Here is a 23,815-nt window from a genome sequence, read left to right on the forward strand (position 1 = left end):
TGGCCTATGACACCACAGGAAATGGAGAATGGACGCAGGGCTGTTGCAAGGGAGTGCAGAGACAAATTAAAGCAACTAAAAAAACTCAGCGATAAACAAAGCACAGCAATACTCAAAGATTACCTACCTAAGTTTCAATTAACACTCAGCGAAAAGCATAAGAAATTCCCACCTATTATGTGGTTGATTTGGTATGTCAACTCTATAGATAAGGAGATTAATAGTGGATGACCAATATTACACAGTAGAAGAATACTCAAAACTCTTAAATCTATCAAAAGGCACTATCTATAGAAAGCCATCGAAATACTACATGTTTAAAGTCGGCGGCTCATGGAGAGCAAACAAGGAAAGCCTAAAAAAGTTTGAACAGGCGCAGTTTAACGACAATAATGTCTATCGGCTGGCTTTGGTCGGTAGTAAGAGGAAAACCAAATGCCAATATACAAAAGAGGCAGCAAGTATTGGGTCGATGTATCCACCCCAACTGGCGAGAGAATTAGACGCTCTACTGGCACCTCAGACAAAATAAAAGCACAAGAATATCACGACAAACTAAAGCATGACCTGTGGCAGCAGGACAAGCTTGAGAAGCAACCAGATCGGATATTTGAGGATGCAATTATTTTGGCTCTTAAAGATGCCAAGGGGCAAACAAGTTTTAAAACTAAGCAAGCTTACTCTAAGTATTTTATCGCTATTTTAGGCGGAAAAAAGCTCTCATCAATCACTAGTGATGATATTGCAAATGCAATACCGGATTATAGCCCCATTACTAAGCGTAAGTTAACAAGTGCAACAAAGAATAGATATCGCTCTTTTGTTTTAAGGGCTTTTTCACTGGCACACAAAATGGGATGGCTAACCAAGTCATCCTATATACCAAGAATGAAAGAGCCCACTGTTAGGGTTCGATGGCTAGAAAAGTGGGAAGCTGAACTGCTCCTATCTAACATCAAAGTTAAGTGGATGAAGGATTTTGTTTCCATTGCTATTTTAACAGGCATGAGAAAAAGCGAGATATTATCGCTTAAATGGAAAAGTGTAGACCTAGTCAGAAGAGTTGCTCATGTAACTGCAGATAATGCAAAGTCAGGACGAGCCAGACCGGTTCCGCTAAATGACGTGGCCATTGAGATTCTAAATGGAATTGAAAAAAATGGTGACTATGTATTTTCCAACGAAGGAAAGCGAAGGAGTAACTATTATCGTGAATGCTATTACCAAGCATTGGATGATTCTGGCATAACTGATTTCACTTTTCACGACCTCAGACATACATGGGCGAGTTGGCACGCACAAAGTGGAACTCCACTCATGGTACTTAAAGAAATGGGAGGATGGGAGACATTAGAAATGGTTCAGAAATACGCACACTTTAGCGGTCAACATTTAACCAAATATAGTGAGCATGTCACAATATCGACACAGTCGAAGAACGAAGCCAGTCAAAAGTCACATCTAACACTTTTAACTGGCTGATGTAAAACGATTAATTTCACACATCCAAAATTCAAAATCACTTCGACTTTAGATTACGAGTCAGAAGCTGCCATTATGGAAAATATGCCTTTAATTACGCAAGGAAGAACAGTCATTAGTATTGCTCACCGACTCAACACGATTATGCATGCTGATAGGATATGTGTTATTTGCCAAGGAGAAGTACACGAAATGGATACACACGAAAACTTGCTCAAATCAAATGGCTTATACGCCAATTTATGGCGCCAACAAACGCAATAACACGGATAAAAAAGCATCACACCTATAGCAAGTGGTGCTTTTTTACTAAAAGCGCTCATTTTACAACCGATTAAACCAAATCATCGTAGATGAAGCTATAGCACAAGGGGATTAGCTAGGGTATCATGGCGCGCTGAATTACTGGCACACCCTTTTAGCAGTTATAGACATGGCAAAAGAACAAACGGATCGAACTACACTAGATTTGTTCGCTGAGGAACGAAGGCCTGGGCGACCTAAAACAAGCCCGCTATCACGGGATGAACAACTGAGGATCAACAAACGCAACCAACTGAAACGAGATAAAGTGAAAGGATTGCGTAGAGTTGAATTGAAACTGAACGAAGAAGCTGTCGTGATATTGAATCAGTTAGCTGAAGATAAAAATATAAGCCGTAGTGAATTGATCGAAGAAATTTTGATGTCACAACTTGAGCATGTTAACACATCAATACTCAAATAACGTTATCTTGATAAATCACACAAATTTGACAGACTTAGCATCATTTTTTCGCCAGAATAAGGCGTAATATTCTATCTATTTTCGTTCTAAGTGGGCTCTAGAAGGCGAATTTTCACTTCTAGTCCTCTTAGAAAAACAAGAGGTTAATCACTTTATGGCAGTCATAGGCATTTTCTTCGGAAGTGACACAGGTAACACAGAAAATATTGCCAAAATGATCCAAGAAAGATTGGGCAAAGATGTAGCAGAAGTTCACGATATCGCAAAATGCAGTAAAGAAGATATTGAAGCTTTTGATATTCTACTTCTCGGTATTCCAACTTGGTATTATGGTGAAGCTCAATGTGATTGGGATGATTTCTTCCCTACTCTCGAAGAAATTGATTTCGAAGGTAAACTTGTCGCCTTATTTGGTTGTGGAGACCAGGAAGACTACGCTGAATATTTCTGTGATGCTATGGGTACGATCCGCGATATTATTGAGCCTCGTGGTGCTGTTATTGTTGGTCATTGGCCAACAGAAGGTTATCACTTTGAAGTATCCAAAGGTATGGCAGATGACAACCACTTTATTGGTTTAGCTATTGATGAAGATCGTCAACCTGAGCTAACTGATGAACGTGTTGATGCATGGGTAAAACAAATCTCTGAAGAAATGTCTTTAGCTGAAATTTTAGGCTAATAGGTCATATAAAGAAACCTTACCCATAGATTGCACCACTGTCTTGTACAAAATGAATCACTTAAGCCAGTGGCGTAATCTAAAATAACCGATAAGGTATCCTAATAGGATAGGTTCTCAAGAGATTATCAAAATAATGAGACAATGCATGGTTTCTATTTTTATTTTCCATGCCTATAATTGTAAATCAGTTTAGAAGACAACTGTATTGATGTTAAAAATGTCTCATTATTGTTAAATTTATGATTTAAGATACAGGACAAACCCGCATGACAGACAACAACAAAGCATTGAAAAATGCTGGACTCAAAGTCACTCTTCCAAGATTAAAAATTTTGGAAGTACTTCAAGAGCCTGAGTGCCACCACGTCAGTGCGGAAGATCTCTATAAAAAGCTGATCGATATGGGCGAAGAGATCGGGTTAGCAACCGTATACCGCGTGTTAAACCAATTTGATGATGCAGGTATCGTAACCCGTCACAACTTCGAGGGTGGTAAATCTGTATTCGAGTTAACTCAGCAACATCACCATGATCATTTAATCTGTTTAGATTGTGGAAAAGTGATTGAGTTTACTGACGAATCCATTGAAACTCGCCAAAAAAATATCGCTGCTCGCCATGGCATTAAACTATCTAACCATAGTTTATATCTATATGGTCATTGCGCAGATGGTGATTGCCGTGATAATGCTGACGCACACGAAGCAAAAGAGTAATAGTATTCAACCATCGCTGATAAAACGTAATGGTTAAAAATACCAAAACCCTGATAATAAACTTTATCAGGGTTTTTTATTTTAAATATCCATATTTTTTTCACTCAATTAGTGATAATTTATGATGAATAACTTAAATTTAACTATTTATCACTACAATTTTTAGTTAATAAAAAATTTTCCTAGAAACTATAATAGTTGCAATTCAAATCAAAACCCTTATATTATTTCACTGATGAATATATTCTATCATCTAGAATTATACTTATATATCAAAGTGGTATATAAATAACATTATAGATGTTTTCTAATTTTTCATACTATATAAAAATTATTTTATTTCCTTTCTATTATTTTAACTATAATTTAGAAAGTTGATGATTCAAATGTAGCCATAAAGTTAAAATACACTTTAAATGCACAATTACATTTATTGACTAAACTAATTACGTATTTTAGTAATTTGTAAGAGATTATCTGATGAAAAAAACATATCTTTTTCTCAACACAAGTTTTTTCTTCTGGTTTCTTACTTTAATAGGGTGGTTTTTTAGCTATTTATCTATCACCTTATTTTCGTTCGTATTATCAGTGCTATTCTTGATCTTATACTTCAATCAAAAAAAGGTAAGTAAAATGTTCACCAAAAGACAAAACAAGCCCACGCCTACATCGACGTCCCCTTCTATAAGTAATGAGCCTGAAGTGACTGCAAAGATAGAAGAACAAATTACACTATCAACGCCTACTATTAGTGAAGAAAAATCGAATACGGTTATCTCTAGGGACGTTATTTTTGAAGGGAATATTACCTCTAATGAGCAAGTACATATCTATGGAAAAGTCATTGGAAATATAACAGGAAAAGATAATACTGTTAAAGTCATGTTAAACGGCCAAGTCACGGGAAATATTACCTGTAAAGAGCTGGTAGTTAATGGGCGTATTGAAGGTGAGTGCTTATCTGATACTATTTGTATTGAAAATAATGGCGAAATCCACGGTACTATCCATTACAGTAGCTTATCGATTAAAAAGGGTGGGGTTTTATCTGGCCATGCTCAAATTAAAAATCCTCCTCATCAATCGGAAAAAGTTACCATATTAAAAGATAAGTTAAAACAAGACGCTATCATACCCAATGAAAGTGTAAATAACGCTTCTTTGTAGTCTCCATAAAAATAAGGTGAATATACCCACCTTATTTTCAATTTTCATATCAGTATTTACACCTATTAAAACATCTCATTAATATTAAAATATATAGCAAACCTCTTTCCTATCTAGGCAAATGACTGCCATAGTTCCCCTATAGCAGTCATTTGTTACTAAAATATTTTCTACTCTAGAATACAGTAAATGGCATCATTACCATAAACTTAATATCTTTTTCATCTTGGAAAATATTTCCATAACCACCACCATAACTCGGAATATCTGTATGATTATCATATTTGGTAAAATGTAGCTTAAATAGCGTATCTTTTGCTCTACCTGACTGCACGGTATATAAAATATCAAAGTTCCATGCACTTTCTTTTAAGCGTACATCTTGAGCATATTGGCTATTCGTACTTGGTTTAGCATCCCAACCATAAATATATGAGGTTCCGACTTTCCATCCAGCTAAATCCCAATTTTTTAAATCATACATAACACCAGCCATAACGGCTTTTTCATTATTAGCATTCCAGTCTGAACGGCCATCCCACCAGATATCCATGCGGCCATTTGATGTTGCCCAACCAGGGGTCATACGCTGTAGGAAATAACCTTGATTACCTTTAGCTTTTACATAGGTTCCCTCTAATTTAAAATCAAATTCATCGTAGGTATAACCTAATGTCATCGCTTGCAACCAAGCTAAACCGTCATAAACATCATTAACTCCGCCGTCTGAAACCTTGTCTTTTGCTCCATAAAATTGATAAGACATACGTAAATCACGGTCTACAACAGGAACAGCATAGGAAACCTTGGCAAAATATTGGTCCATATAGCTTTTTGCTTGCCCATATGCCCCTTCAAGAACTAAGTTGTTTTTAAAGTCATATTTGAAACCAATTGATTGTAAATAGCTGATCCCAGTTTTACCATCCGCTTCACGAAAATCATACATACTGCGGTACCAAGGTGCTTTATAGCGGTCGGTCCACATATAGGACATGCTGAGTTCACCATTTTGCTCAAAATCAAACACCCCGCCCACCTCTAATCCACGGTATGTTCCAGGCATATAACTCCAATGGGATGCTAATAGCGTTTGTCCCGTTGGTTGAATATAGCCACCTCTCCCCCAGAAAGGGCCATATTTCAATTTTGCGGCCGCTTTATAAAAAGTCACACCACTACGATCCCCTGTCCATTTTTCATCCCAACGTGATTTTGCGTCACTAAAACCAATTTCATTTGGTGCAGCAGGCCCACTGTTCGATAGCTCAATAGCTGTAAAACCCGCTAAATCAAGCCCAATAATGTCCTGAAAATAGCCGGATGAGAAATCTAGGCTGGCATTAAACGTTGAGTGTTTAAGATTATCCGCATACTTTTTATATTTATCACTATTAGGGTCTAAATCTTTACGTGAACGATCTCGTTGCCAGTAGTAAAGGCCACCAGTAAGTTTTGAATCTTCAAAAAATTGCTCCGCATGCATGATTGGCTGGTAACCAATAGGTAGCATCGCTATTGCGATTTTTAAGACGAGCAATTTCCTGCCAGTATTGACATTTTTATTAACCATTCTTGTATTCCTCTAATATTTTTTAATTTTATTTTTCGGCCGAAATACGATTTAACTTTCCATTTAAATCTAAATATTCACAATGAGTTATGCCTCTTGCGATGTATTTAGCCTATTTTTTGCAACGCGAATTATCAACACAGATACAGGCTTTGTTGCCAAAATATGATCAACGACACATTAATTTTAATTAATTGCCATTATCACCAGTGATGACCTTGCTAAAAATAAAATGTAATGAATTGATAAATATAAAAAATATGTAGGGAATACACATAAGAAAGGGTTTAAGATAAAATCAATAAATTAACTGTTTGTACCTTAATTTTTCCTATTTTGTAGGAATTCTCAAAGTTCTATCACCACATTGACCTAATTGCCTTAAAAAAGCTCAGATTACTGAGTCAAATAATTAGGATAAATGTTGTTGTACTGAAAAATAACATACGTAAGTATAAAATTTCTTAACAAACAATAAAGCTAACGGGGTACAGGCTACTGCACCCCGCTGTATTAAATTAACACTTGTTTTGATAATTAATATTTTTCGAATAATGCCTGAATTTGCTGAGGATCTTTAGTCTGAGTTAAGGCTAACTGAAGCAATACACGCGCTTTTTGCGGGTTCAACCTTTCTGAAGCAACAAAACCATATAAGTTATCATCCACTTCAGCATTTCTTGTCGTATAACCTGTTGGTACACGGCTTGAACGAACGACAACCACGTCTTCTTTCGCTGCTTTTGCTAAAGCGTCAAATACCACTTTATACATATTACCGTTACCCACACCCGCGCTTACAATCCCTTCAACCCCTTCTTCTCTCAAAGCTTTCACCGGAGCCGCTGATGCATTGGCATAATTGTAAACAATGCCTACCGCAGGGAGCTTTTCGAGTTTACTGACATCGAATGCCGCTTTGTCATCACGAGGTTGCGCTGCTTGGAAATAAGTGACTTTACCATCATGAATAAAACCTTCTGCCCCACCATTAACTGCATCAAATGCCTGTACTTCAGTGGTGCTCATTTTCATCACATTACGGCCTTGCACGACTTTATCGTTCATTGCCATCAGAACACCGCGCTCTCCAGCAGACTTATCCGTCGCTAAAACTACTGCATTATACAGGTTCAAAGGACCATCAGCGCCCAAAGCTGTTGAAGGACGCATTGCACCAACCAAGACAATTGGCTTTTTACATTGCGTGGTTAAATCAAGGAAAAATGCCGTTTCTTCTAAAGTATCAGTACCATGAGTGATTACAAAACCATCTGTTTTATCGCAATCTTGGTTAATTTTTTTCGCGAGGGTCAGCCAGACTTGGTCATTCATATCTTGTGAACCAATATTCACCAATTGCTCACCACTTAAATTGGCAATTTTTTTGGTTTCTGGCACTGCATTAATTAAAGCATCAATCCCTACTTTACCCGCTTGATAACTGGAAGATGTGGCTGAATCACCGCCACCTGCTATCGTTCCCCCTGTCGCCAATACCGTAATATTAGGTTGAGCGATAGCGGATACGGCAAACAGTGAAACCAATGTCGCCAAAAGCGCTTTATTTCTGTTTTTCATCCTATTTTCCTTTCATTAATAAACTTCAGTTATTATGTGGAATTATGCTGAACTTTATGTGACCTATACAATTATTTTAGGATAAATAATGAATTTTAAGATGATTTATCTGTGAATAAATAAAAAGCGTGAGGCTTGCGACAAAAATCCGTATCATAAGCCGTTTGAAACACTCTATTCACAAGTGACTGACAATGAGCCAAACTTTTATTCCCGGCAAAGATGCCGCTCTTGAAGATTCCATCGATGCATTTCAAACCAAATTAAAGAAATTAGGATTTGATATTGAAGAAGCCTCTTGGTTAAACCCTGTACCCAACGTTTGGTCTGTACATATCCGCGATAAAGCGTGTCCCCTTTGCTTTACTAATGGTAAAGGAGCGAGCAAAAAAGCCGCATTAGCCTCAGCGCTTGGTGAGTATTTTGAGCGTTTATCAACGAATTACTTCTTTGCGGACTTTTACCTTGGTAAATCTATCGCAGAAGGGGATTTTGTTCATTACCCTAATGAAAAATGGTTTCCACTAACCGAAGATGATAGTTTACCTGAAGGGTTATTAGACAATCGTTTGATTAAATTTTATGACCCCGACAACGCCTTAGCCGCCAGCCAATTAATTGACTTACAATCCGGCAATGAAGAACGTGGTATCTGCGCCCTGCCATTTACCCGCCAATCAGACAATCAAACCGTATATATTCCAATGAATATCGTTGGCAACCTATATGTTTCCAACGGAATGTCTGCGGGAAATACCGCCAACGAAGCGCGTGTACAAGGCCTTTCCGAAGTCTTTGAACGCTTTGTTAAAAATAAAATCATTGCTGAAAGTATTAGCTTACCGGCTATCCCTGCTGACGTCATGGCTCGTTATCCTGCGGTAGTTGAAGCCGTTGAAACCTTAGAAAAAGAAGGTTTTCCAATTTTCTGTTATGACGCATCACTAGGCGGCCAATACCCTGTAATTTGTGTGGTGTTGTTCAATCCACAGAACGGGACTTGTTTTGCCTCATTTGGTGCTCATCCTGACTTTGGTGTTGCCCTTGAACGTACAGTCACCGAACTGCTACAAGGCCGTGGCTTAAAAGACCTCGATGTATTTAATGCACCGACCTTTGATGACGAAGAAGTGGCTGAACACACAAACCTTGAAACTCACTTTATTGATTCAAGCGGTTTAATTAGCTGGGATTTGTTTAAAGATGATGCCGATTATGCCTTTGCAGATTGGAGCTTTAAAGGCACAACTCAAGAAGAATTTGCAACGCTTATTAGTATTTTCAATACATTAGATGCTGAAGTCTATATTGCAGATTATAACCATTTGGGTGTCTACGCTTGCCGTATTTTAGTCCCAGGTATGTCTGATATTTACCCAGTAGAAGACTTACATATCGCCAATAACGCGATGGGTGTTTATTTACGTGACACGATTATCAACCTACCTGATAGCCAATGGGAAAAACAAGATTATCTTGCCCTTATTGAGCAATTAGATGATGACGGTTTAGATGATTTTACCCGTGTTCGTGAATTACTTGGTTTGGCTGTAGGTAAAGACAATGGGTGGAGTAACCTGCGTATTGGCGAACTAAAATCCATGTTGGCACTGGCTGGTGGTGATCTCGAGCAAGCACTTGCTTGGGTTGAATGGACACAAGACTTCAATAGCTCCGTATTTACTGCTGAGCGTGCAAATTATTATCGTTGCTTGCAAACCCTGTTGTTGTTATCCCAAGAAGAAGAGCGTGACCCTGCGCAATACTACAACGCATTTGTACGTATGTATGGGCAAGAGGCAGTAGACGCAGCATCCGCTGCTATCGCTGGGGAATCATGCTTCTATGGTTTGTGGTCGATTGACGAAGAACTGAAAGCACTTCCTGCACACCAAGCCTTGCTGGCAGCTTATGAAAAGCTGCAAAAAGCAAAGCGTGATAATGCATAATGTGAATTGAATCGTTGACGGGGAAATTACCCCGTCAACATTTTCACAATTTATTGGTTTGTGTTAATTATAAATCCAATGAACGTTTCCATAATAAGAAATCAAACTGTTCTAATCGATCCGCTTGAACTTGATAGTCACCGCTTGCCGTTTCAATCACCCGTTCAAATAACCCTTTACTAATTGTTGGTAGTGGAACCCCATCAATAATTGGCCCGCAATCATAATCAATTATGTCTGACAGACGCTCTGCAATGGCACTATTCGTCGATATTTTTAAAACTGGCACAATCGGGTTCCCTGTAGGAGTTCCAAGTCCTGTTGAAAAAATAACCACATTACACCCCGCAGCAACAAGGCCGGTAACCGCATCAACATCATTACCCGGCGTGCAAACTAATGATAACCCGCTGTCAGGCATAGGCTCCGCATAGTCACACACCGCACTAATCGGCGACGTTCCGCCTTTTTTAGCCGCTCCCGTCGATTTAATTGCATCTGTTATTAATCCATCTGCAATATTACCGGGACTCGGGTTATCGGCAATCGTAGTATTAAAGAAATTTGCTGTCTTTTCATAACGCTCCATCAAGTCTAAGAATTTTCTCTTATCCTCAAAAGACACGCACCGTTTCACCATGTCCCCTTCTGCACCACACAATTCAGGGAATTCAGCTAAACCTGATGCGCCCCCCAAGGTCACTAACCAATCAGAAACTAGCCCCATCGCAGGATTACCCGAAATACCAGAAAAACCGTCAGAAGCGCCACATTTCACACCGAGTTTTAAATGAGACAACGGAACATCCACACGGGACTGTGGTTCGGCAGCCTTCATGCACTCATAAGTTTGCTTCAAAGCGGTTTGCATCATTTCTTCTTCGCTATTCCATTCTTGCTGGCGGAAGTAAAGTGCAGGCTTATTAAAATTGGAGTTTCGAGCAGCAAGTGACTCTTTAAACATTTTGCGCTGTGCTTTTTCGCAGCCCAAACTAAACACCGTAATACCAATCACATTAGGGTGATCTGCATAGGCAGCAAGCACATCACACATTGTCTTACTGTCAGAAGTCGCCCCACCACAACCACTCGTGACCGTAATGCAACGCACACCTTCTATATGTGGGAATAATTTAGGTTTTGCGGCTTCCCTTTGCTCGCCTGCGGTTAAATCTAACGCAAAGTTTTTCAAACTATTATTGGTATAACCTAATGCCTCATTTAAGGCATCAGTGAGCTTTGTTACATTGCGGTTTTCACAAAATACTAATGGAAAGATTAACCAATAGTTTGCAGTTCCCACTCGCCCATCTTCACGTATATAGCCTTTAAATGTACGTCCTTGATATGCCGATACATCTGGCGCATTCCACTCATATGGCGCATCTTGCTCTAAAGAAACCGGAGCTGCATAGTGGCGAATATTATCGACTGTGATAACTTCACCTTTTGCGATTGGCTTTGTGGCTTTTCCTACTGCAGTACCATACATCGAAACAATACCATCAACGGGTATCGCTTCCATGGCGAACTTGTGTTTTGCTTTCACATCGGTCACTAGGGTCACTTCTTCACTTCCCCAGTGGTAGATATCGCCTGCTTGCAGGTCTTTCAAAGCAACAATTAGGTTGTCGCTCTCATCAATTTTGAGAATTTTTTGCATGTCACACCTTCCTAAAAATTGTCATTAGTTAGATGACAATGCTTTGAGGTTGTTGTTATGAGTGTTTTTTTTAAGTAATGCGATTAAAACGGCACAACCGACGGTGATCACCGCTAATGTCACGATACCTGCGGTATTGCTATTCATCATTTTATCGACTTCCACGCGAATGATTGGTGCGAGGAATGAACAGAATGCCCCCATGGTGGTACAGAAACCAATTCCTGCTGCTAATGCAGGGCCACTTAATAACTGAGGTGGAAACGTCCAAAACACCGGTTGAACGGATAAAAAACCAACAGCGCTTAAACATAACGCCGCAATAGCAAAAACAGGGCTCGCAAATGCTGACAATGCCAAACCTAATGCTGCGGCTAACATACACAGAACTGAGATTTCGATACGACGAGTTGGATGACGGTCGGCAAAACGAGGAATGTAATACACTCCAAATGCAGAACAAGCCCAAGGTATTGCCGCAACTAAGGATTGTTTAAAGCCTAAGCTTTCCCCCATTAAGGACGCAACTTGGGAAGGCAGAAAGAACATCAAACCGTATACTGAAATTTGGATCGTGCCGTAAATCAGTGCAAGGTGCCAAACTTTGATATTTTTTAGTGCAGATAATACTGATGTGGTTTCAGTTTTTGCATTTTCTTTAGCTAATTGTTCAGTTAGGGCTTTTTTCTCTTCTTCGGTTAAAAAACGGGCTTTTTCAGGGCTATCATCCAAATAAAAGAAGGCAAAAATACCAATCACAACAGCGGGAAGGCCTTCAATGACAAACATCCAGAACCAACCCGGCCGACCTAACCAACCATGCAATTCCAGTAACGCGCCGGATAATGGCGAGCCCAGTGTCAACGCCAAAGGTACGCCTAAAACAAAGATTCCAATTACGGACCCGCGTACATTATTGGGGAAATAAATGGAAGCTAATAATAGAATACCTGGATAAAAACCGGCTTCCCCCAACCCCAATAAGAAACGTAAAATAATAAATTGCGTCTCATTGGTGACAAAACCTGTCATTGCAGACAGAACGCCCCAGATAACTGTCGTAATACTTAGCCATTTTTGCGCCCCTATTTTGTTTAAAATTAAGTTAGCGGGAATACCAAATAACGCATATGCCGCAAAGAAAATACCTGCACCAAAAGCAAAAGCAGAATCGGATAAACCAATGTCGACTTGCATCGCATCTTTAGCAAAACCGACATTCACACGGTCAATAAATGCAACAAAATACAAAATAAACATCAGAGGTACTAAACGTTTCCACGATTTGGCTATCGCAGAATTTAAAACAGGATTGTTATAAGCTTTCGTTGTCGCCATGATATTTTTCCCTGTTGGTAAGATGTTCTATTGTGTTTGATTCAGGAAAGGTCAGAGCGGTGAATCAGCAAGGGTTAATAACTGCTGAAGTTGCTCAATCTGTATATTGTTCAAGCCAATAAATGGCGCTGTACAATAGTCTGAATTAACCACACCTTTTAGCTGCAATGCTTTTTTAAAGGTTGGGATAAATGGTGCATTGACACCATATATAGCCATCAATTGGTCTACTCGTTGTTGGTGTTTTGCCACTAATGCTAAATCACCCTGGATAAACGCCTGCATCCACGATGCAAAAAACTGTGGAACAATATTTGAAAGCCCACCAATGCAACCATTTCCCCCCGATAAAACCACATGAGCAAAGTTATTATCGTAACCTGCATATACCTCAAAATGAGGTAAGCGGGTTTTCACCGTTTCAATCACTTGGGCGGTATGAGTCGTGTCAGGAATGGTATCTTTCAACCCGATGATATTGGGATATTTATCCGCTAAACGTAGGCAAACATCTGGAGAGACAGAATAACCTGTTCGTTCAGGGAAGTTATAAATGAAAATGTTAGCAGATGTTTTGGCTGCTATCGTGCTGTAAAAACGGAAAACACCTTCATCATCCAGCGGAAAATAATATGGGCTAATGATCATCACCCCATCGATTCCTTTTTCATATGCATAGTTAGCCAATTCAACCGACTCTTGCACATCAAGGCGGCTTGCTCCTGCATAAACACGCATTTCCTCCTTTGGGTAACGACTACATAGGTCGATTAGTGTTTTTGAGCTCTGCATATTAAGCGCAAAAAATTCCCCCGTGCTTCCCATTGTGACAAAACCGGAGACTTTGCCTTTCAATGAATCATAAACACGTATGTTTTGTTCTATATCCACTCGACCTTTGTCATCAAAGATGGTCACTACTGGAGTGATATAACGACTTTCCATACCGGTAATCTCCTTATATATTATTGTTCATATATACAAACCACATTCATAAATAAAAACAATAAACAAGAAATCATGAATTATGGATTGAGTCAAATTCATCCAATTTATATATAAATCTCACATAATTATTTGATTAAAAAGAATTTAAAGAAAAGAAATAGCAATTAGGCTGGCTAAAAAATGATTTTTTTATTACTAAATTTTGAACAGAGTCACGTCTTTATTGCGACTTGAGCCATTAACAGGTATGACCAATTTGAGATTAAACGTATTCCTGAGATGATTTACATAGTGGTATTTTAAACCTAGAATAGCGACAAAATTAATCAGTGAGGTGGTTTAATGTCTACGGGGCACATGCCGACAATTCGGGTATTAGAAATACTGCAAGTTTTATCGGCTGAAAATACTGGGCTTTCTTTGACACAACTTTCTGATAAAACACAAATCTTAAAGGGGACTATTTATCCTATCTTAAAAACGTTGGTTGAACATCGATATATTAATTATGATGACAATAGCCAGCTGTATTATTTAGGTATCGCCTGCTCACTCCTTTCCCGCTCATTTTTCGAAAAATCCTATTGGCTAAAAATGGTTCATCGGGAAATGGTACATATTGTTGATGAATGCAATGAAGTGTGTCAAATGGGGATTTTAGACGGTGCCGATGTACTATACATTGATAAAGTCCAATCAGCCCAAAAGGTCCAATTAATCTCTAATATTGGTACTCGTTTGCCTGCTATTTACTCGGCACTTGGTAAGGCCATGATTTTTAACTACAGTGACCAACAAATTTCCGAGCTTTATCCTTCAGGTTTTACCCCGTTAACCCAATACAGTGTGCAAACTTTGGCTGAACTGCGCCTACAGCTTAACGCAGTTCGTGAAAATAATTATGCCGTTGATAATAAAGAAATAAATGAAGAAACGACCTGCTATGCTGTTGCATTGCGTCAGCGGGATAAAATCATAGCTGCAATTAGTGTGTCTATCCCAACTTTCCGCATTGATGAATCCAAAGTGAACCAAGTCATCAAAACACTTTTAGCAAGTCGTGAACGTATTGAGCAAGAATTGAACACACTCGAAGATATTGAGTTTTATACCTAGCCATAACATTAAAAGCTGTTTGATTAGTTAACATATATCACTTTCATTTGTAGATTCATTTATACGAATCTTTTATTATTTACATTATTGTTAGATAAATATTGCAGAAATACGGTTTGGCTAAGGAATATATATCGGAATCCCCCTGAATTAAATAGGGTATTATGCAAACATAAGTTAAATTATATGCCAAAAGGATCATATTCATCTTAAATAGTTAACATTTACGCGTATATTTTTACTTATTTTAATGCTCAAAACTGACTTTATAAAAATTTTCAATAAATTTTAAAAAATATTTAAACCTTATATATCAACAAGATAGATTCAAATTTAACAATTTACTAACCATTTTTACCGCTCTCTCTAGAGAGTTCATGATCCATATCAAATTTATCAATTCACCCCTTTGTTACTATTATTGCGTGCTATAATTAATCAACTTTGTAAGAGAGTGTTGGTATGAAAGCTGACAACCCTTTTAATTTATTGCCACCTGCTGTAATGGCGCAAGTCGCAGATGATGCCTCTTTTTATAAGGCAAATAAACATCCTGCAATTACTTACTTGTCAGCATTCACTGCCGGTATTTTTATCTCTATCGCGTTTGTATTCTATATCACAGCAACAACCGGGGCAGCTGAAGCGCCTTATGGTTTCACTAAACTTATTGGCGGGATTTGTTTCTCCTTAGGTCTGATGTTAGTGGTTGTATGTGGCGCAGATCTTTTCACCTCCACCGTACTCACTATCGTCTCAAAAGCCACAGGAAGAATTACTTGGGGGCAAATGTTCCGTAACTGGTTTAATGTCTATATTGGTAACTTAATTGGTGCGTTATTCTTTGTTGCACTGATTTGGTTTGCAGGACAATACACCGCAGCCAATGGTCAATGGGGGTTAAATGTCTTACAAACCACCAGCCATAAATTACACCATACCTTTATTGAAGCGGTTACATTAGGAATTTTAGCAAACTTAATGGTTTGCCTTGCGGTTTGGATGAGTTACTCCGGCCGTAGTTTAACTGATAAACTGGTCGTTCTAGTGTTACCTGTCGCGATGTTCGTAGCGAGCGGTTTTGAGCATAGTATCGCAAACATGTTCATGATCCCGTTAGGCATTATGATTAAAGAGTTCGCCCCCGCTGAATATTGGTCTCAAATAAATATGTCTCCTGACCAATTTTCACACCTAACGGTTGGTAACTTTATTACAGATAACTTAATTCCAGTCACTATCGGAAATATTATTGGCGGTGCGATTTTAGTCGGCCTCATTTATTGGTTTATGCATTTACGTAGTGGCCAAAAACATTAATAGCCACTGACACACACGAAAAGATTTATTAAGATCCCTAAAAGATCCATTGTTAAAAGGTAAAAGTATCATGTCCGAGTTAAATGAAAAATTCGCTTTAGCATGGCAAGGTTTTAACCAAGGTGACTGGCAGAATAACGTCAACGTACGTGACTTCATCCAGAAAAACTACACTCCATATGAAGGTGATGAATCTTTCTTAGCAGGCTCTACTCCAGCAACTGACACGTTGTGGGATAAAGTCATGGAAGGGATCAAAATCGAAAACCGCACTCATGCGCCAGTTGATTTTGACACTGATGTCGCTTCAACCATCACTTCTCATGATGCAGGTTACATTACTAAAGAATTAGAAAAAGTCGTTGGCTTGCAAACTGACGCACCTCTGAAACGTGGTCTTATCCCATTCGGTGGTATCAAAATGGTTGAAGGCTCATGCAAAGCTTACGACCGTACTTTAGATCCAGAAATCAAAAAAATCTTCACTGAATACCGTAAAACTCACAACCAAGGTGTTTTCGACGTTTACACGCCAGACATCTTAAAATGCCGTAAATCAGGTATCTTAACTGGTCTACCTGATGCATATGGTCGTGGTCGTATCATCGGTGACTACCGTCGTGTTGCACTGTACGGTATTGATTTCCTGATGAAAGACAAATTTAACCAATTCACCTCTTTGCAAGAAAGATTAGAAAAAGGTGAAGACCTACAAATGACTATCCAACTGCGCGAAGAAATTGCTGAACAGCACCGTGCATTGGGTCAAATGAAAGAAATGGCTGCAAAATACGGTTACGATATTTCTGCACCAGCAACAAACGCACAAGAAGCAGTACAGTGGACTTACTTCGGTTACTTAGCCGCTGTTAAATCACAAAACGGTGCTGCAATGTCATTTGGTCGTGTTTCTACCTTCTTAGACGTGTATATCCAACGTGACTTAGAAGCAGGTAAAATCACCGAACAACAAGCGCAAGAATTGATTGACCACTTAGTCATGAAACTGCGTATGGTACGTTTCTTACGTACTCCTGAATACGATGAGCTGTTCTCTGGTGACCCAATCTGGGCAACTGAATCATTAGCAGGTATGGGCCTTGATGGCCGTACTCTGGTAACGAAAAGCACATTCCGTTTCCTGAACACACTGTATACCATGGGCCCATCTCCTGAGCCAAACATGACTATCCTGTGGTCAGAAAAACTGCCAATGAATTTCAAAAAATTCGCAGCTAAAGTGTCTATCGATACCTCATCAGTTCAGTATGAAAATGATGACCTGATGCGTCCAGACTTCAATAACGATGACTACGCAATTGCATGTTGCGTCAGCCCAATGATTGTTGGTAAACAAATGCAGTTCTTCGGTGCTCGCGCAAACTTAGCGAAAACCATGCTGTATACCATCAACGGTGGTGTTGATGAAAAACTGAAAATGCAAGTTGGTCCTAAACATGCACCAATCATGGACGAGGTCTTAGATTTCGATACTGTGATGAACCAAATGGACCACTTCATGGATTGGTTAGCAACTCAGTACGTCACTGCACTGAACTGCATCCACTTCATGCACGATAAATACAGCTATGAAGCTTCACTGATGGCGTTACATGACCGTGATGTTTATCGCACCATGGCTTGTGGTATTGCGGGTCTATCTGTTGCTGCTGACTCACTGTCTGCAATCAAATATGCGAAAGTTAAACCAATTCGTGATGAAGACGGTATCGCTATCGACTTCGAAATCGAAGGTGAATATCCACAATTTGGTAACAACGACTCTCGTGTAGATGATATCGCGTGTGACTTAGTTGAACGTTTCATGAAGAAAATTCAGAAACTGCCTACTTACCGTAACGCGGTACCAACTCAGTCAATTCTGACCATCACATCTAACGTTGTGTATGGTAAAAAAACAGGTAATACACCAGATGGCCGTCGTGCAGGTGCACCATTCGGACCAGGTGCAAACCCAATGCACGGTCGTGACCAAAAAGGTGCGGTAGCTTCACTGACTTCTGTTGCTAAACTGCCATTTGCTTACGCGAAAGATGGTATTTCATATACTTTCTCTATCGTACCGAATGCGTTAGGTAAAGATGATGATGTTCGTAAAACTAACTTAGCAGGTCTGATGGATGGTTACTTCCACCACGAAGCGTCTATTGAAGGCGGCCAGCACCTGAACGTTAACGTTATGAACCGTGAAATGCTGTTAGATGCAATGGAAAACCCAGAGAAGTACCCACAACTGACTATCCGTGTATCTGGTTATGCTGTACGTTTCAACTCACTGACTAAAGAACAACAGCAAGACGTTATTACTCGTACTTTCACCAGTACAATGTAATAATTAGCTCATTAAAATAAAGTAAATTAAAGACCCCGCTTTACGGGGTCTGAGGTTGTTGACAAAGCGGGATAAAAACGTGGTTTTTCCCGCTTTGTGTTATCAGCCGAAAATCAATAAATTGATTTTCCTAGTTTATTTTCAAAACCTATTAAACTTGCCGCCAAACATAATATGTTTGTCAGCAGTCTGAGACCCCGCTTTACGGGGTCTTTTTATCTATACCAGCAACGATATTTTTGCTCTAAAGTTTGCGGTATGAAGGATATTTTGGAGTGCCTGCTATGTCTATCGATGATACTAAAACCAAAACAATAGCGACGACTAATGTGACAGAAACCCCAACCACACTCGGCCGTATTCATTCATTTGAATCATGCGGAACCGTTGATGGTCCTGGGATCCGTTTTATTGTGTTTTTCCAAGGCTGCTTAATGCGCTGCCTGTATTGCCATAACCGCGATACTTGGGATACCCACGGTGGCAACATTGTTACCGTTGAAGAATTAATGAAAGAAGCCGTAACCTATCGCCACTTTATGAATGCGACTGGCGGAGGTGTTACCGCCTCAGGCGGAGAAGCTATCTTACAAGCTGAATTTGTACGTGACTGGTTCCGTGCCTGTAAAAAAGAAAATATTCATACTTGCCTTGATACCAATGGATTCGTGCGCCGCTACGACCCAGTGATTGATGAACTGATGGATGTCACTGACTTAGTGATGTTAGATTTAAAGCAAATCGATGATGAAATTCATCAAAAATTAGTGGGTGTTTCTAACCATCGTACTTTGGAATTTGCTCGTTACCTTGCCAAACGCAACCAGAAAACTTGGGTACGCTATGTTGTCGTGCCGGGTTGGAGTGATGATGACCATTCAGTACATTTACTGGGCGAATTTACCAAAGATATGAGCAATATCGAAAAAATCGAATTACTACCCTACCACGAACTCGGTAAACACAAATGGGAAACCATGGGTGAAGAATACAAACTAGATGGCGTTAGACCACCATCAAAAGAAGTGATGGAGCGAGTTAAAAGTATTCTAGAAAGTTATGGTCACAAAGTAATGTACTAACCAATTTGAGGCTCTTTATAGAGCCTCTGCTTTATCTGCCATTATTCCTATCTAAACAAAGGTAAGTGGCCAATAAGCTGCGTCACTACCTTTTTATTTCCTACCAACCCAATACCAGCTAACTGAATATTTTTATATTCGTGTTCTAATAATTTTTGCTGATACTCATCATAAGTCCGGCACGATTGTGCCAATAAGCTAAAAGGAATAATGTATATTTCATTTACCTTTAATGCAGCCACTTCAATCTCTTTAATATACTGCTCCGGTGATTTTAAAATCGGTAATGGCGCATAAATCACACCGGGGTAATTGATATTATCCGCACTGTTCAAATCTTCCCCTACTATATTGTTAACTTTATTTCCTAAACTCACGCCAATCACACTAGCGGCATTCATTGCCAACCCGTTAGATAAATCCTGATTAACGACGATAGCACAACGATGCTCAGCTGGATTAAATATCATTCCTGTCCCCTATGATTTTATGTGTATTCAATTTCCCAATAATTATGGCATTTAAAGAAAGAAATAGGCTTTCTAACTCAGTCATTACACGCTAAGATTTAGGTAAATTTATCCCATTTAAAGCATTTTTAAGGTAGAGATTTTCATTTATGGCAATAGATAAGACAGAAATAAAAATACTAAAGTTACTACAAGATGATGCTCGAATAACTAACCAAGTGCTTGCCGAAAAAGTAGGCATGTCAGCCTCTCCCTGTTGGCGAAGGGTTAAAAAATTAGAAGAAGAAAATATTATTCAAGGATATCGCGCCATTCTCAATCGTAAAAAGATTGGCTTAGGTGTGATGGTTTTTGTTCGCGTCATTATTGATAGTGATAGCGAGGCTGAAGCACAAAAATTTGAACAAGAAGTGACTGAGCTAGAAAATGTCGTCGCTTGCTACAGTATTGGTGGTGATACTGACTTTTTATTACAGGTTGTATCCCATGATTTAGACTCCTATGCCGACTTTGCTATGACGGTTATTCGCCGGTTACCGGGTATCAAAGAAATGCAAAGTATGTTTGTACTTAAAGAAATTAAGCCGTTGGATGCTTACCCAATATCACTTATTTAGCTTTTAAATTAAATAAAATCTTACTTAATTATTATGAATCGTGATTATTTAATTGACGATTTAACCTTGTTGATAGAACCAAAAAATAGCTTTTTTCACTAAATATACTAAATATTCGTATTTTATTCAGTACATTAAGGAATAGATAACCTTCTTATTTCGATAGAAAATATTTTATACAAGAAAATTTTAATCAAAAATACCTTACCAGAATAGTCTGCTTTATAATAAGCTAACTTATCTGCATACTACTGCCGATAAGTTACAAGAATGAGTATAAGCTCAAAAAACTTATTAATAATAATATATCGCTAATTCACTACGACTAACAGGTTCCTTTTTTATCATGAATAATGAAAACTTCAGTGCAGATAACAATCCTGCACCTACAATTAACGCACAAACTCAAGCCGATACATTCGTTTTTCACGCAGAACCTCGCGCAGTAGATGCAGGTGAAGGTGTTAACTGGATCAGCCAATCATGGTCTCTCGTTAAAGAAAAACTGGGAATGTGGATCCTAATTAACATCGTTCTGTTTGCGGTGATCTTTATCATTTCAATGATCCCATTCTTGAACTTACTGATTACTTTTATTACACCTATTTTTATCGGTGGTATTATTGCTATCAGTGAAAATCAACGTAAAACAGGCCAAGCAGAAATCGGCTTATTATTTGCAGGCTTCCAAAATAAATTTGGTACCCTATTTGCCGTTGGAGCCATCAACTTTGCTGCTAACTTAGTAGGAATGATCATCGCATTTATTATCGGTGGTTCTGCAATGTTCGGTTTACTGATGGAAAGCAACCAATACGGTTCGCCATCTGACGCGGCTATCCTTGCGTCTTCAGGTACATTCTTCTTTGCAATCATCATAATGGCCATTGCAGCATTAGTGGGTACAGCCTTAACTTGGTTTGCTCCTGCATTAGTGATGAACCATGATTTCACTGTTGGCGCTGCAATCTCAGCAAGCTTACAAGCTGTTAAGAAAAACCTCCTACCAGGTATCCTGTTCTTTATCGTTTTATCAATCTTAATGATAATTTCAGTTATCCCATTAGGTTTAGGTTTATTAGTTTCTATGCCAATTATGTATGTTTGCTATTACAGCAGCTATCGCAGCCTGTTTTTCTCACAAGTAAAATAAACCAAAATCTAATGATTTGACGACTTTGTTAAATCATTAAATTAAATCTAAAAAAAGGAAAGCAATTGCTTTCCTTTTTGCTATTCCGAAAAAATTCACATATATTCCTTTAAGTGATAATTTCCCTCTTCTTTTCATAATTTGGAGTTGTTTTCCATGTATTTCGATACCACTGATTTAAAACTGTGTGTTAATGTCGCCAATGCAGGAAGCATCACCCAAGGAGCGAAACTAACTTATCTTACACTGCAATCTGCAAGTGAACGAATACGTGGGTTAGAAAATGAATTAAACATCGATATATTTATTCGTTCAGTGAAAGGGGTTTCATTATCGAATGCAGGTCATGCATTTATTGAGCATGCGAAAACAATTTTGCAGCAAATTGAATTAATGCAAGATGAACTGCGAAAATATAGTCGACACCTGCGTGGGCATATTAATATTCTTTGTAATACTTCAGCTCAAATGGAATTTTTACCCGCCCGTGTTAGCGCTTATTTACGACAACAACCCACTATGTCTGTATCTGTGAAAGAAATGCCAAGTGCTAATATCGTCACTGCCATCAAAAATAAAATTGCAGATATTGGTATTATCGCAGATTCTACTGACCTCACTGGTCTGGATATTCGTCCATTCAGCTCAGATGAATTAGTCGTTTTTGCCCATAAAGATAGCCTTTGGGTAAGCCAAAAAAGCGTTCTATTTTCTGATATTATTGATGCTGAATTTATTGGTTTAATGGAAGATAACCCATTACAAAAGCATATTGATAATAACGCCAAACAGCAAGGCAAGCGGCTCAACTACCGGGTACGCATGCCAACACTAGATGCGGTAATGCAAGGGGTTAACGATGGAATTGGCATTGCTATTATTCCCAAACAAGCGGCACAGCGTAGTCAATTTTCGACTAGTAAAATACTGCAATTGACCGAAGATTGGGCATACCGAAAATTAGTTATCTGCGCACGAGATTTCAGCCAATTACCTGATTATACCAACGAGTTTATTCATTTTTTAATTAACTGGTCATCTGAAAGCTAATTTTGCCGTCATGTAAATCCCTAATCCGATTAACCCAATAAAAAAGCAACGACGGAATAATTTCTCGCTAATAATCTTGCGTAAATATTGACCAAGGTACATTCCACCAATAGCAGGTATTAAGGCAAAGGCAGATAAACTCCAATTAATATCATATTGTTGATGGTCAATGGATAACTTGATGGCTAATGCAACTGTTGATGCGGTAAATGCTAACCCTAGAGCCTGAATAAGCTCATCTTTATTTAATTTTAAGGTTTGCAAATAAGGAACTGCTGGAATAACAAATACTCCTGTAGCTGCTGTAATTACACCTGTAATATAACCCACTGTTGGCGAAAGCCATGTTTCATGTTTCTCGAAAGATGGCGTTTTTTTAGCAATTAAGCCCCAAATTCCATAGATAATAAGCACGATACCCAGTGCAGGTAGTGTCCAACGAGATGCCGAGGTTAAAGAAGGTAAAAAACTGAATAATGTGCCAAGCATGACCCCAATAATAAAACCACTGAGCCGTTTGATTAGTGCCATAAATTGTGGGCCAATCAATAATTGCCATATATTAGTAATTAATGACGGAATAATTAATAAGCTCGCAGCTGCAGCAGGCTCCATTGATGTGCTTAATAACCCCATCGCGATTGTTGGTAGGCCTAGCCCGATCACCCCTTTTACAATACCTGCTAATAAGAAAACACCAATAATTACACCCATCAATATCACCCCGATAAATTTACTTTACCATAGATTAATGTCATGCATTGAATGCTGCTATTTGGAAAATATTGAGGGGGGATCAGGTTTAACCTGAGGATGCTTTTT

At 38.8% G+C, this 23,815-nt stretch carries 22 protein-coding genes and 1 pseudogene; 16 read left to right on the top strand and 7 right to left on the bottom strand.

What is annotated here, in order from left to right; translation table 11 throughout:
- Positions 1-6: 6 nt before the first annotated feature.
- The 8 genes and pseudogenes from P3L40_RS15400 (at position 7) to P3L40_RS15435 (ending at position 4,780) form a co-directional block, all read left to right on the top strand.
- Positions 7-231, top strand: coding sequence for a hypothetical protein (locus P3L40_RS15400; RefSeq protein WP_196731841.1), 225 nt, complete (start codon positions 7-9; stop codon positions 229-231).
- Positions 224-532 (top strand): hypothetical protein, encoded by a 309-nt coding sequence (locus P3L40_RS15405; protein ID WP_165568275.1) that lies wholly within the window; start codon positions 224-226, stop codon positions 530-532. Before P3L40_RS15400 ends, P3L40_RS15405 begins: the two co-directional genes overlap by 8 nt.
- Positions 436-1,482 carry a tyrosine-type recombinase/integrase gene (locus P3L40_RS15410; RefSeq protein ID WP_125892492.1) on the top strand — a complete coding sequence of 349 codons (1,047 nt, stop codon included), beginning with the start codon at positions 436-438 and terminating at the stop codon, positions 1,480-1,482. The genes P3L40_RS15405 and P3L40_RS15410 overlap by 97 nt, the downstream gene beginning before the upstream one ends.
- A 39-nt stretch (positions 1,483-1,521) precedes the next feature.
- Positions 1,522-1,746, top strand: a pseudogene (locus P3L40_RS15415) (type I secretion system permease/ATPase); the annotation flags it as partial.
- A gap of 169 nt (positions 1,747-1,915) precedes the next feature.
- Positions 1,916-2,209 (top strand): LexA regulated protein, encoded by a 294-nt coding sequence (ybfE, locus tag P3L40_RS15420; RefSeq protein ID WP_004256256.1) that lies wholly within the window; start codon positions 1,916-1,918, stop codon positions 2,207-2,209.
- 154 nt (positions 2,210-2,363) lie between these two features.
- Positions 2,364-2,891: a flavodoxin FldA gene (fldA, locus tag P3L40_RS15425; protein ID WP_004256261.1), complete on the top strand. Its 528-nt coding sequence runs from the start codon at positions 2,364-2,366 to the stop codon at positions 2,889-2,891.
- Between the two features lie 269 nt (positions 2,892-3,160).
- Positions 3,161-3,610: a ferric iron uptake transcriptional regulator gene (fur, locus tag P3L40_RS15430; protein ID WP_004256285.1), complete on the top strand. Its 450-nt coding sequence runs from the start codon at positions 3,161-3,163 to the stop codon at positions 3,608-3,610.
- A 636-nt stretch (positions 3,611-4,246) separates the two neighbouring features.
- Positions 4,247-4,780, top strand: coding sequence for a polymer-forming cytoskeletal protein (locus tag P3L40_RS15435; protein ID WP_226616972.1), 534 nt, complete (start codon positions 4,247-4,249; stop codon positions 4,778-4,780).
- Positions 4,781-4,955: 175 nt separating this feature from the next.
- On the opposite strand, the gene chiP is transcribed toward P3L40_RS15435, so the two are convergent.
- Together chiP and ansB are read right to left on the bottom strand one after the other, a co-directional pair.
- Positions 4,956-6,353 (bottom strand): chitoporin ChiP, encoded by a 1,398-nt coding sequence (gene chiP, locus P3L40_RS15440; RefSeq protein WP_136134456.1) that lies wholly within the window; start codon positions 6,351-6,353, stop codon positions 4,956-4,958.
- Positions 6,354-6,890: 537 nt separating this feature from the next.
- Positions 6,891-7,934, bottom strand: a complete 1,044-nt coding sequence (ansB, locus tag P3L40_RS15445) for an L-asparaginase 2 (RefSeq protein WP_136134455.1) — start codon at positions 7,932-7,934, stop codon at positions 6,891-6,893.
- Between the two features lie 194 nt (positions 7,935-8,128).
- Here ansB and ycaO point away from each other — a divergent pair, with 194 nt between their 5' ends.
- Entirely contained in the window at positions 8,129-9,883 is a 1,755-nt protein-coding gene (ycaO, locus tag P3L40_RS15450) for a 30S ribosomal protein S12 methylthiotransferase accessory factor YcaO (protein WP_210852864.1), read from the top strand.
- A gap of 67 nt (positions 9,884-9,950) precedes the next feature.
- On the opposite strand, the gene P3L40_RS15455 is transcribed toward ycaO, so the two are convergent.
- Genes P3L40_RS15455 through P3L40_RS15465 form a run of 3 tightly spaced genes read right to left on the bottom strand, consistent with a single transcriptional unit; the run spans position 9,951 to position 13,829 of the window.
- Positions 9,951-11,546 (bottom strand): UxaA family hydrolase, encoded by a 1,596-nt coding sequence (locus P3L40_RS15455; RefSeq protein WP_136134454.1) that lies wholly within the window; start codon positions 11,544-11,546, stop codon positions 9,951-9,953.
- Positions 11,547-11,570: 24 nt separating this feature from the next.
- Positions 11,571-12,884: an MFS transporter gene (locus P3L40_RS15460; protein WP_004256294.1), complete on the bottom strand. Its 1,314-nt coding sequence runs from the start codon at positions 12,882-12,884 to the stop codon at positions 11,571-11,573.
- A 51-nt stretch (positions 12,885-12,935) separates the two neighbouring features.
- Positions 12,936-13,829, bottom strand: coding sequence for a dihydrodipicolinate synthase family protein (locus P3L40_RS15465; RefSeq protein ID WP_112308220.1), 894 nt, complete (start codon positions 13,827-13,829; stop codon positions 12,936-12,938).
- Positions 13,830-14,174: 345 nt separating this feature from the next.
- On the opposite strand from P3L40_RS15465, the gene P3L40_RS15470 reads away from it, so the two are divergent.
- The 4 genes from P3L40_RS15470 (at position 14,175) to pflA (ending at position 19,703) form a co-directional block, all read left to right on the top strand.
- Positions 14,175-14,948: an IclR family transcriptional regulator gene (locus P3L40_RS15470; protein WP_094960677.1), complete on the top strand. Its 774-nt coding sequence runs from the start codon at positions 14,175-14,177 to the stop codon at positions 14,946-14,948.
- Positions 14,949-15,410: 462 nt separating this feature from the next.
- Complete coding sequence (focA, locus tag P3L40_RS15475; RefSeq protein WP_004256299.1) at positions 15,411-16,268, top strand: formate transporter FocA; 858 nt, start codon at positions 15,411-15,413, stop codon at positions 16,266-16,268.
- A gap of 70 nt (positions 16,269-16,338) precedes the next feature.
- Positions 16,339-18,621, top strand: a complete 2,283-nt coding sequence (gene pflB / locus P3L40_RS15480) for a formate C-acetyltransferase (RefSeq protein WP_004256301.1) — start codon at positions 16,339-16,341, stop codon at positions 18,619-18,621.
- Between the two features lie 284 nt (positions 18,622-18,905).
- Complete coding sequence (pflA, locus tag P3L40_RS15485; protein WP_004256303.1) at positions 18,906-19,703, top strand: pyruvate formate lyase 1-activating protein; 798 nt, start codon at positions 18,906-18,908, stop codon at positions 19,701-19,703.
- Between the two features lie 47 nt (positions 19,704-19,750).
- Here pflA and P3L40_RS15490 read toward each other — a convergent pair whose 3' ends face one another.
- Positions 19,751-20,173, bottom strand: coding sequence for a DUF2000 domain-containing protein (locus P3L40_RS15490; RefSeq protein ID WP_136134452.1), 423 nt, complete (start codon positions 20,171-20,173; stop codon positions 19,751-19,753).
- 149 nt (positions 20,174-20,322) lie between these two features.
- On the opposite strand from P3L40_RS15490, the gene P3L40_RS15495 reads away from it, so the two are divergent.
- The 3 genes from P3L40_RS15495 to P3L40_RS15505 all read left to right on the top strand — a co-directional run bounded on the left by P3L40_RS15495 (position 20,323) and on the right by P3L40_RS15505 (position 22,993).
- Positions 20,323-20,790 carry an Lrp/AsnC family transcriptional regulator gene (locus P3L40_RS15495; RefSeq protein WP_004256307.1) on the top strand — a complete coding sequence of 156 codons (468 nt, stop codon included), beginning with the start codon at positions 20,323-20,325 and terminating at the stop codon, positions 20,788-20,790.
- 346 nt (positions 20,791-21,136) lie between these two features.
- Positions 21,137-21,943 (top strand): BPSS1780 family membrane protein, encoded by an 807-nt coding sequence (locus P3L40_RS15500; protein ID WP_004256309.1) that lies wholly within the window; start codon positions 21,137-21,139, stop codon positions 21,941-21,943.
- Between the two features lie 156 nt (positions 21,944-22,099).
- Positions 22,100-22,993 (top strand): LysR substrate-binding domain-containing protein, encoded by an 894-nt coding sequence (locus tag P3L40_RS15505; RefSeq protein ID WP_210852865.1) that lies wholly within the window; start codon positions 22,100-22,102, stop codon positions 22,991-22,993.
- Here the strand turns inward: P3L40_RS15505 and P3L40_RS15510 are convergent.
- Entirely contained in the window at positions 22,979-23,707 is a 729-nt protein-coding gene (locus P3L40_RS15510) for a sulfite exporter TauE/SafE family protein (RefSeq protein ID WP_094960675.1), read from the bottom strand. The genes P3L40_RS15505 and P3L40_RS15510 overlap by 15 nt on opposite strands.
- Between the last annotated feature and the right edge of the window lie 108 nt (positions 23,708-23,815).

It is taken from the genome of Providencia sp. PROV040 (genome assembly GCF_032706145.1).
Taxonomy (GTDB): domain Bacteria; phylum Pseudomonadota; class Gammaproteobacteria; order Enterobacterales; family Enterobacteriaceae; genus Providencia; species Providencia hangzhouensis.

Excerpts from the sequence above, each read along its gene's own strand:
- P3L40_RS15400 (WP_196731841.1), top strand. The coding sequence starts at position 7 with ATGACACCACAGGAAATGGAGAATGGACGCAGGGCTGTTGCAAGGGAG.
- P3L40_RS15410 (WP_125892492.1), top strand. The coding sequence starts at position 436 with ATGCCAATATACAAAAGAGGCAGCAAGTATTGGGTCGATGTATCCACC.
- ybfE (WP_004256256.1), top strand. The coding sequence starts at position 1,916 with ATGGCAAAAGAACAAACGGATCGAACTACACTAGATTTGTTCGCTGAG.
- fldA (WP_004256261.1), top strand. The coding sequence starts at position 2,364 with ATGGCAGTCATAGGCATTTTCTTCGGAAGTGACACAGGTAACACAGAA.
- fur (WP_004256285.1), top strand. The coding sequence starts at position 3,161 with ATGACAGACAACAACAAAGCATTGAAAAATGCTGGACTCAAAGTCACT.
- P3L40_RS15435 (WP_226616972.1), top strand. The coding sequence starts at position 4,247 with ATGTTCACCAAAAGACAAAACAAGCCCACGCCTACATCGACGTCCCCT.
- chiP (WP_136134456.1), bottom strand. The coding sequence starts at position 6,353 with ATGGTTAATAAAAATGTCAATACTGGCAGGAAATTGCTCGTCTTAAAA.
- ansB (WP_136134455.1), bottom strand. The coding sequence starts at position 7,934 with ATGAAAAACAGAAATAAAGCGCTTTTGGCGACATTGGTTTCACTGTTT.
- ycaO (WP_210852864.1), top strand. The coding sequence starts at position 8,129 with ATGAGCCAAACTTTTATTCCCGGCAAAGATGCCGCTCTTGAAGATTCC.
- P3L40_RS15455 (WP_136134454.1), bottom strand. The coding sequence starts at position 11,546 with ATGCAAAAAATTCTCAAAATTGATGAGAGCGACAACCTAATTGTTGCT.
- P3L40_RS15460 (WP_004256294.1), bottom strand. The coding sequence starts at position 12,884 with ATGGCGACAACGAAAGCTTATAACAATCCTGTTTTAAATTCTGCGATA.
- P3L40_RS15465 (WP_112308220.1), bottom strand. The coding sequence starts at position 13,829 with ATGGAAAGTCGTTATATCACTCCAGTAGTGACCATCTTTGATGACAAA.
- P3L40_RS15470 (WP_094960677.1), top strand. The coding sequence starts at position 14,175 with ATGTCTACGGGGCACATGCCGACAATTCGGGTATTAGAAATACTGCAA.
- focA (WP_004256299.1), top strand. The coding sequence starts at position 15,411 with ATGAAAGCTGACAACCCTTTTAATTTATTGCCACCTGCTGTAATGGCG.
- pflB (WP_004256301.1), top strand. The coding sequence starts at position 16,339 with ATGTCCGAGTTAAATGAAAAATTCGCTTTAGCATGGCAAGGTTTTAAC.
- pflA (WP_004256303.1), top strand. The coding sequence starts at position 18,906 with ATGTCTATCGATGATACTAAAACCAAAACAATAGCGACGACTAATGTG.
- P3L40_RS15490 (WP_136134452.1), bottom strand. The coding sequence starts at position 20,173 with ATGATATTTAATCCAGCTGAGCATCGTTGTGCTATCGTCGTTAATCAG.
- P3L40_RS15495 (WP_004256307.1), top strand. The coding sequence starts at position 20,323 with ATGGCAATAGATAAGACAGAAATAAAAATACTAAAGTTACTACAAGAT.
- P3L40_RS15500 (WP_004256309.1), top strand. The coding sequence starts at position 21,137 with ATGAATAATGAAAACTTCAGTGCAGATAACAATCCTGCACCTACAATT.
- P3L40_RS15505 (WP_210852865.1), top strand. The coding sequence starts at position 22,100 with ATGTATTTCGATACCACTGATTTAAAACTGTGTGTTAATGTCGCCAAT.
- P3L40_RS15510 (WP_094960675.1), bottom strand. The coding sequence starts at position 23,707 with ATGGGTGTAATTATTGGTGTTTTCTTATTAGCAGGTATTGTAAAAGGG.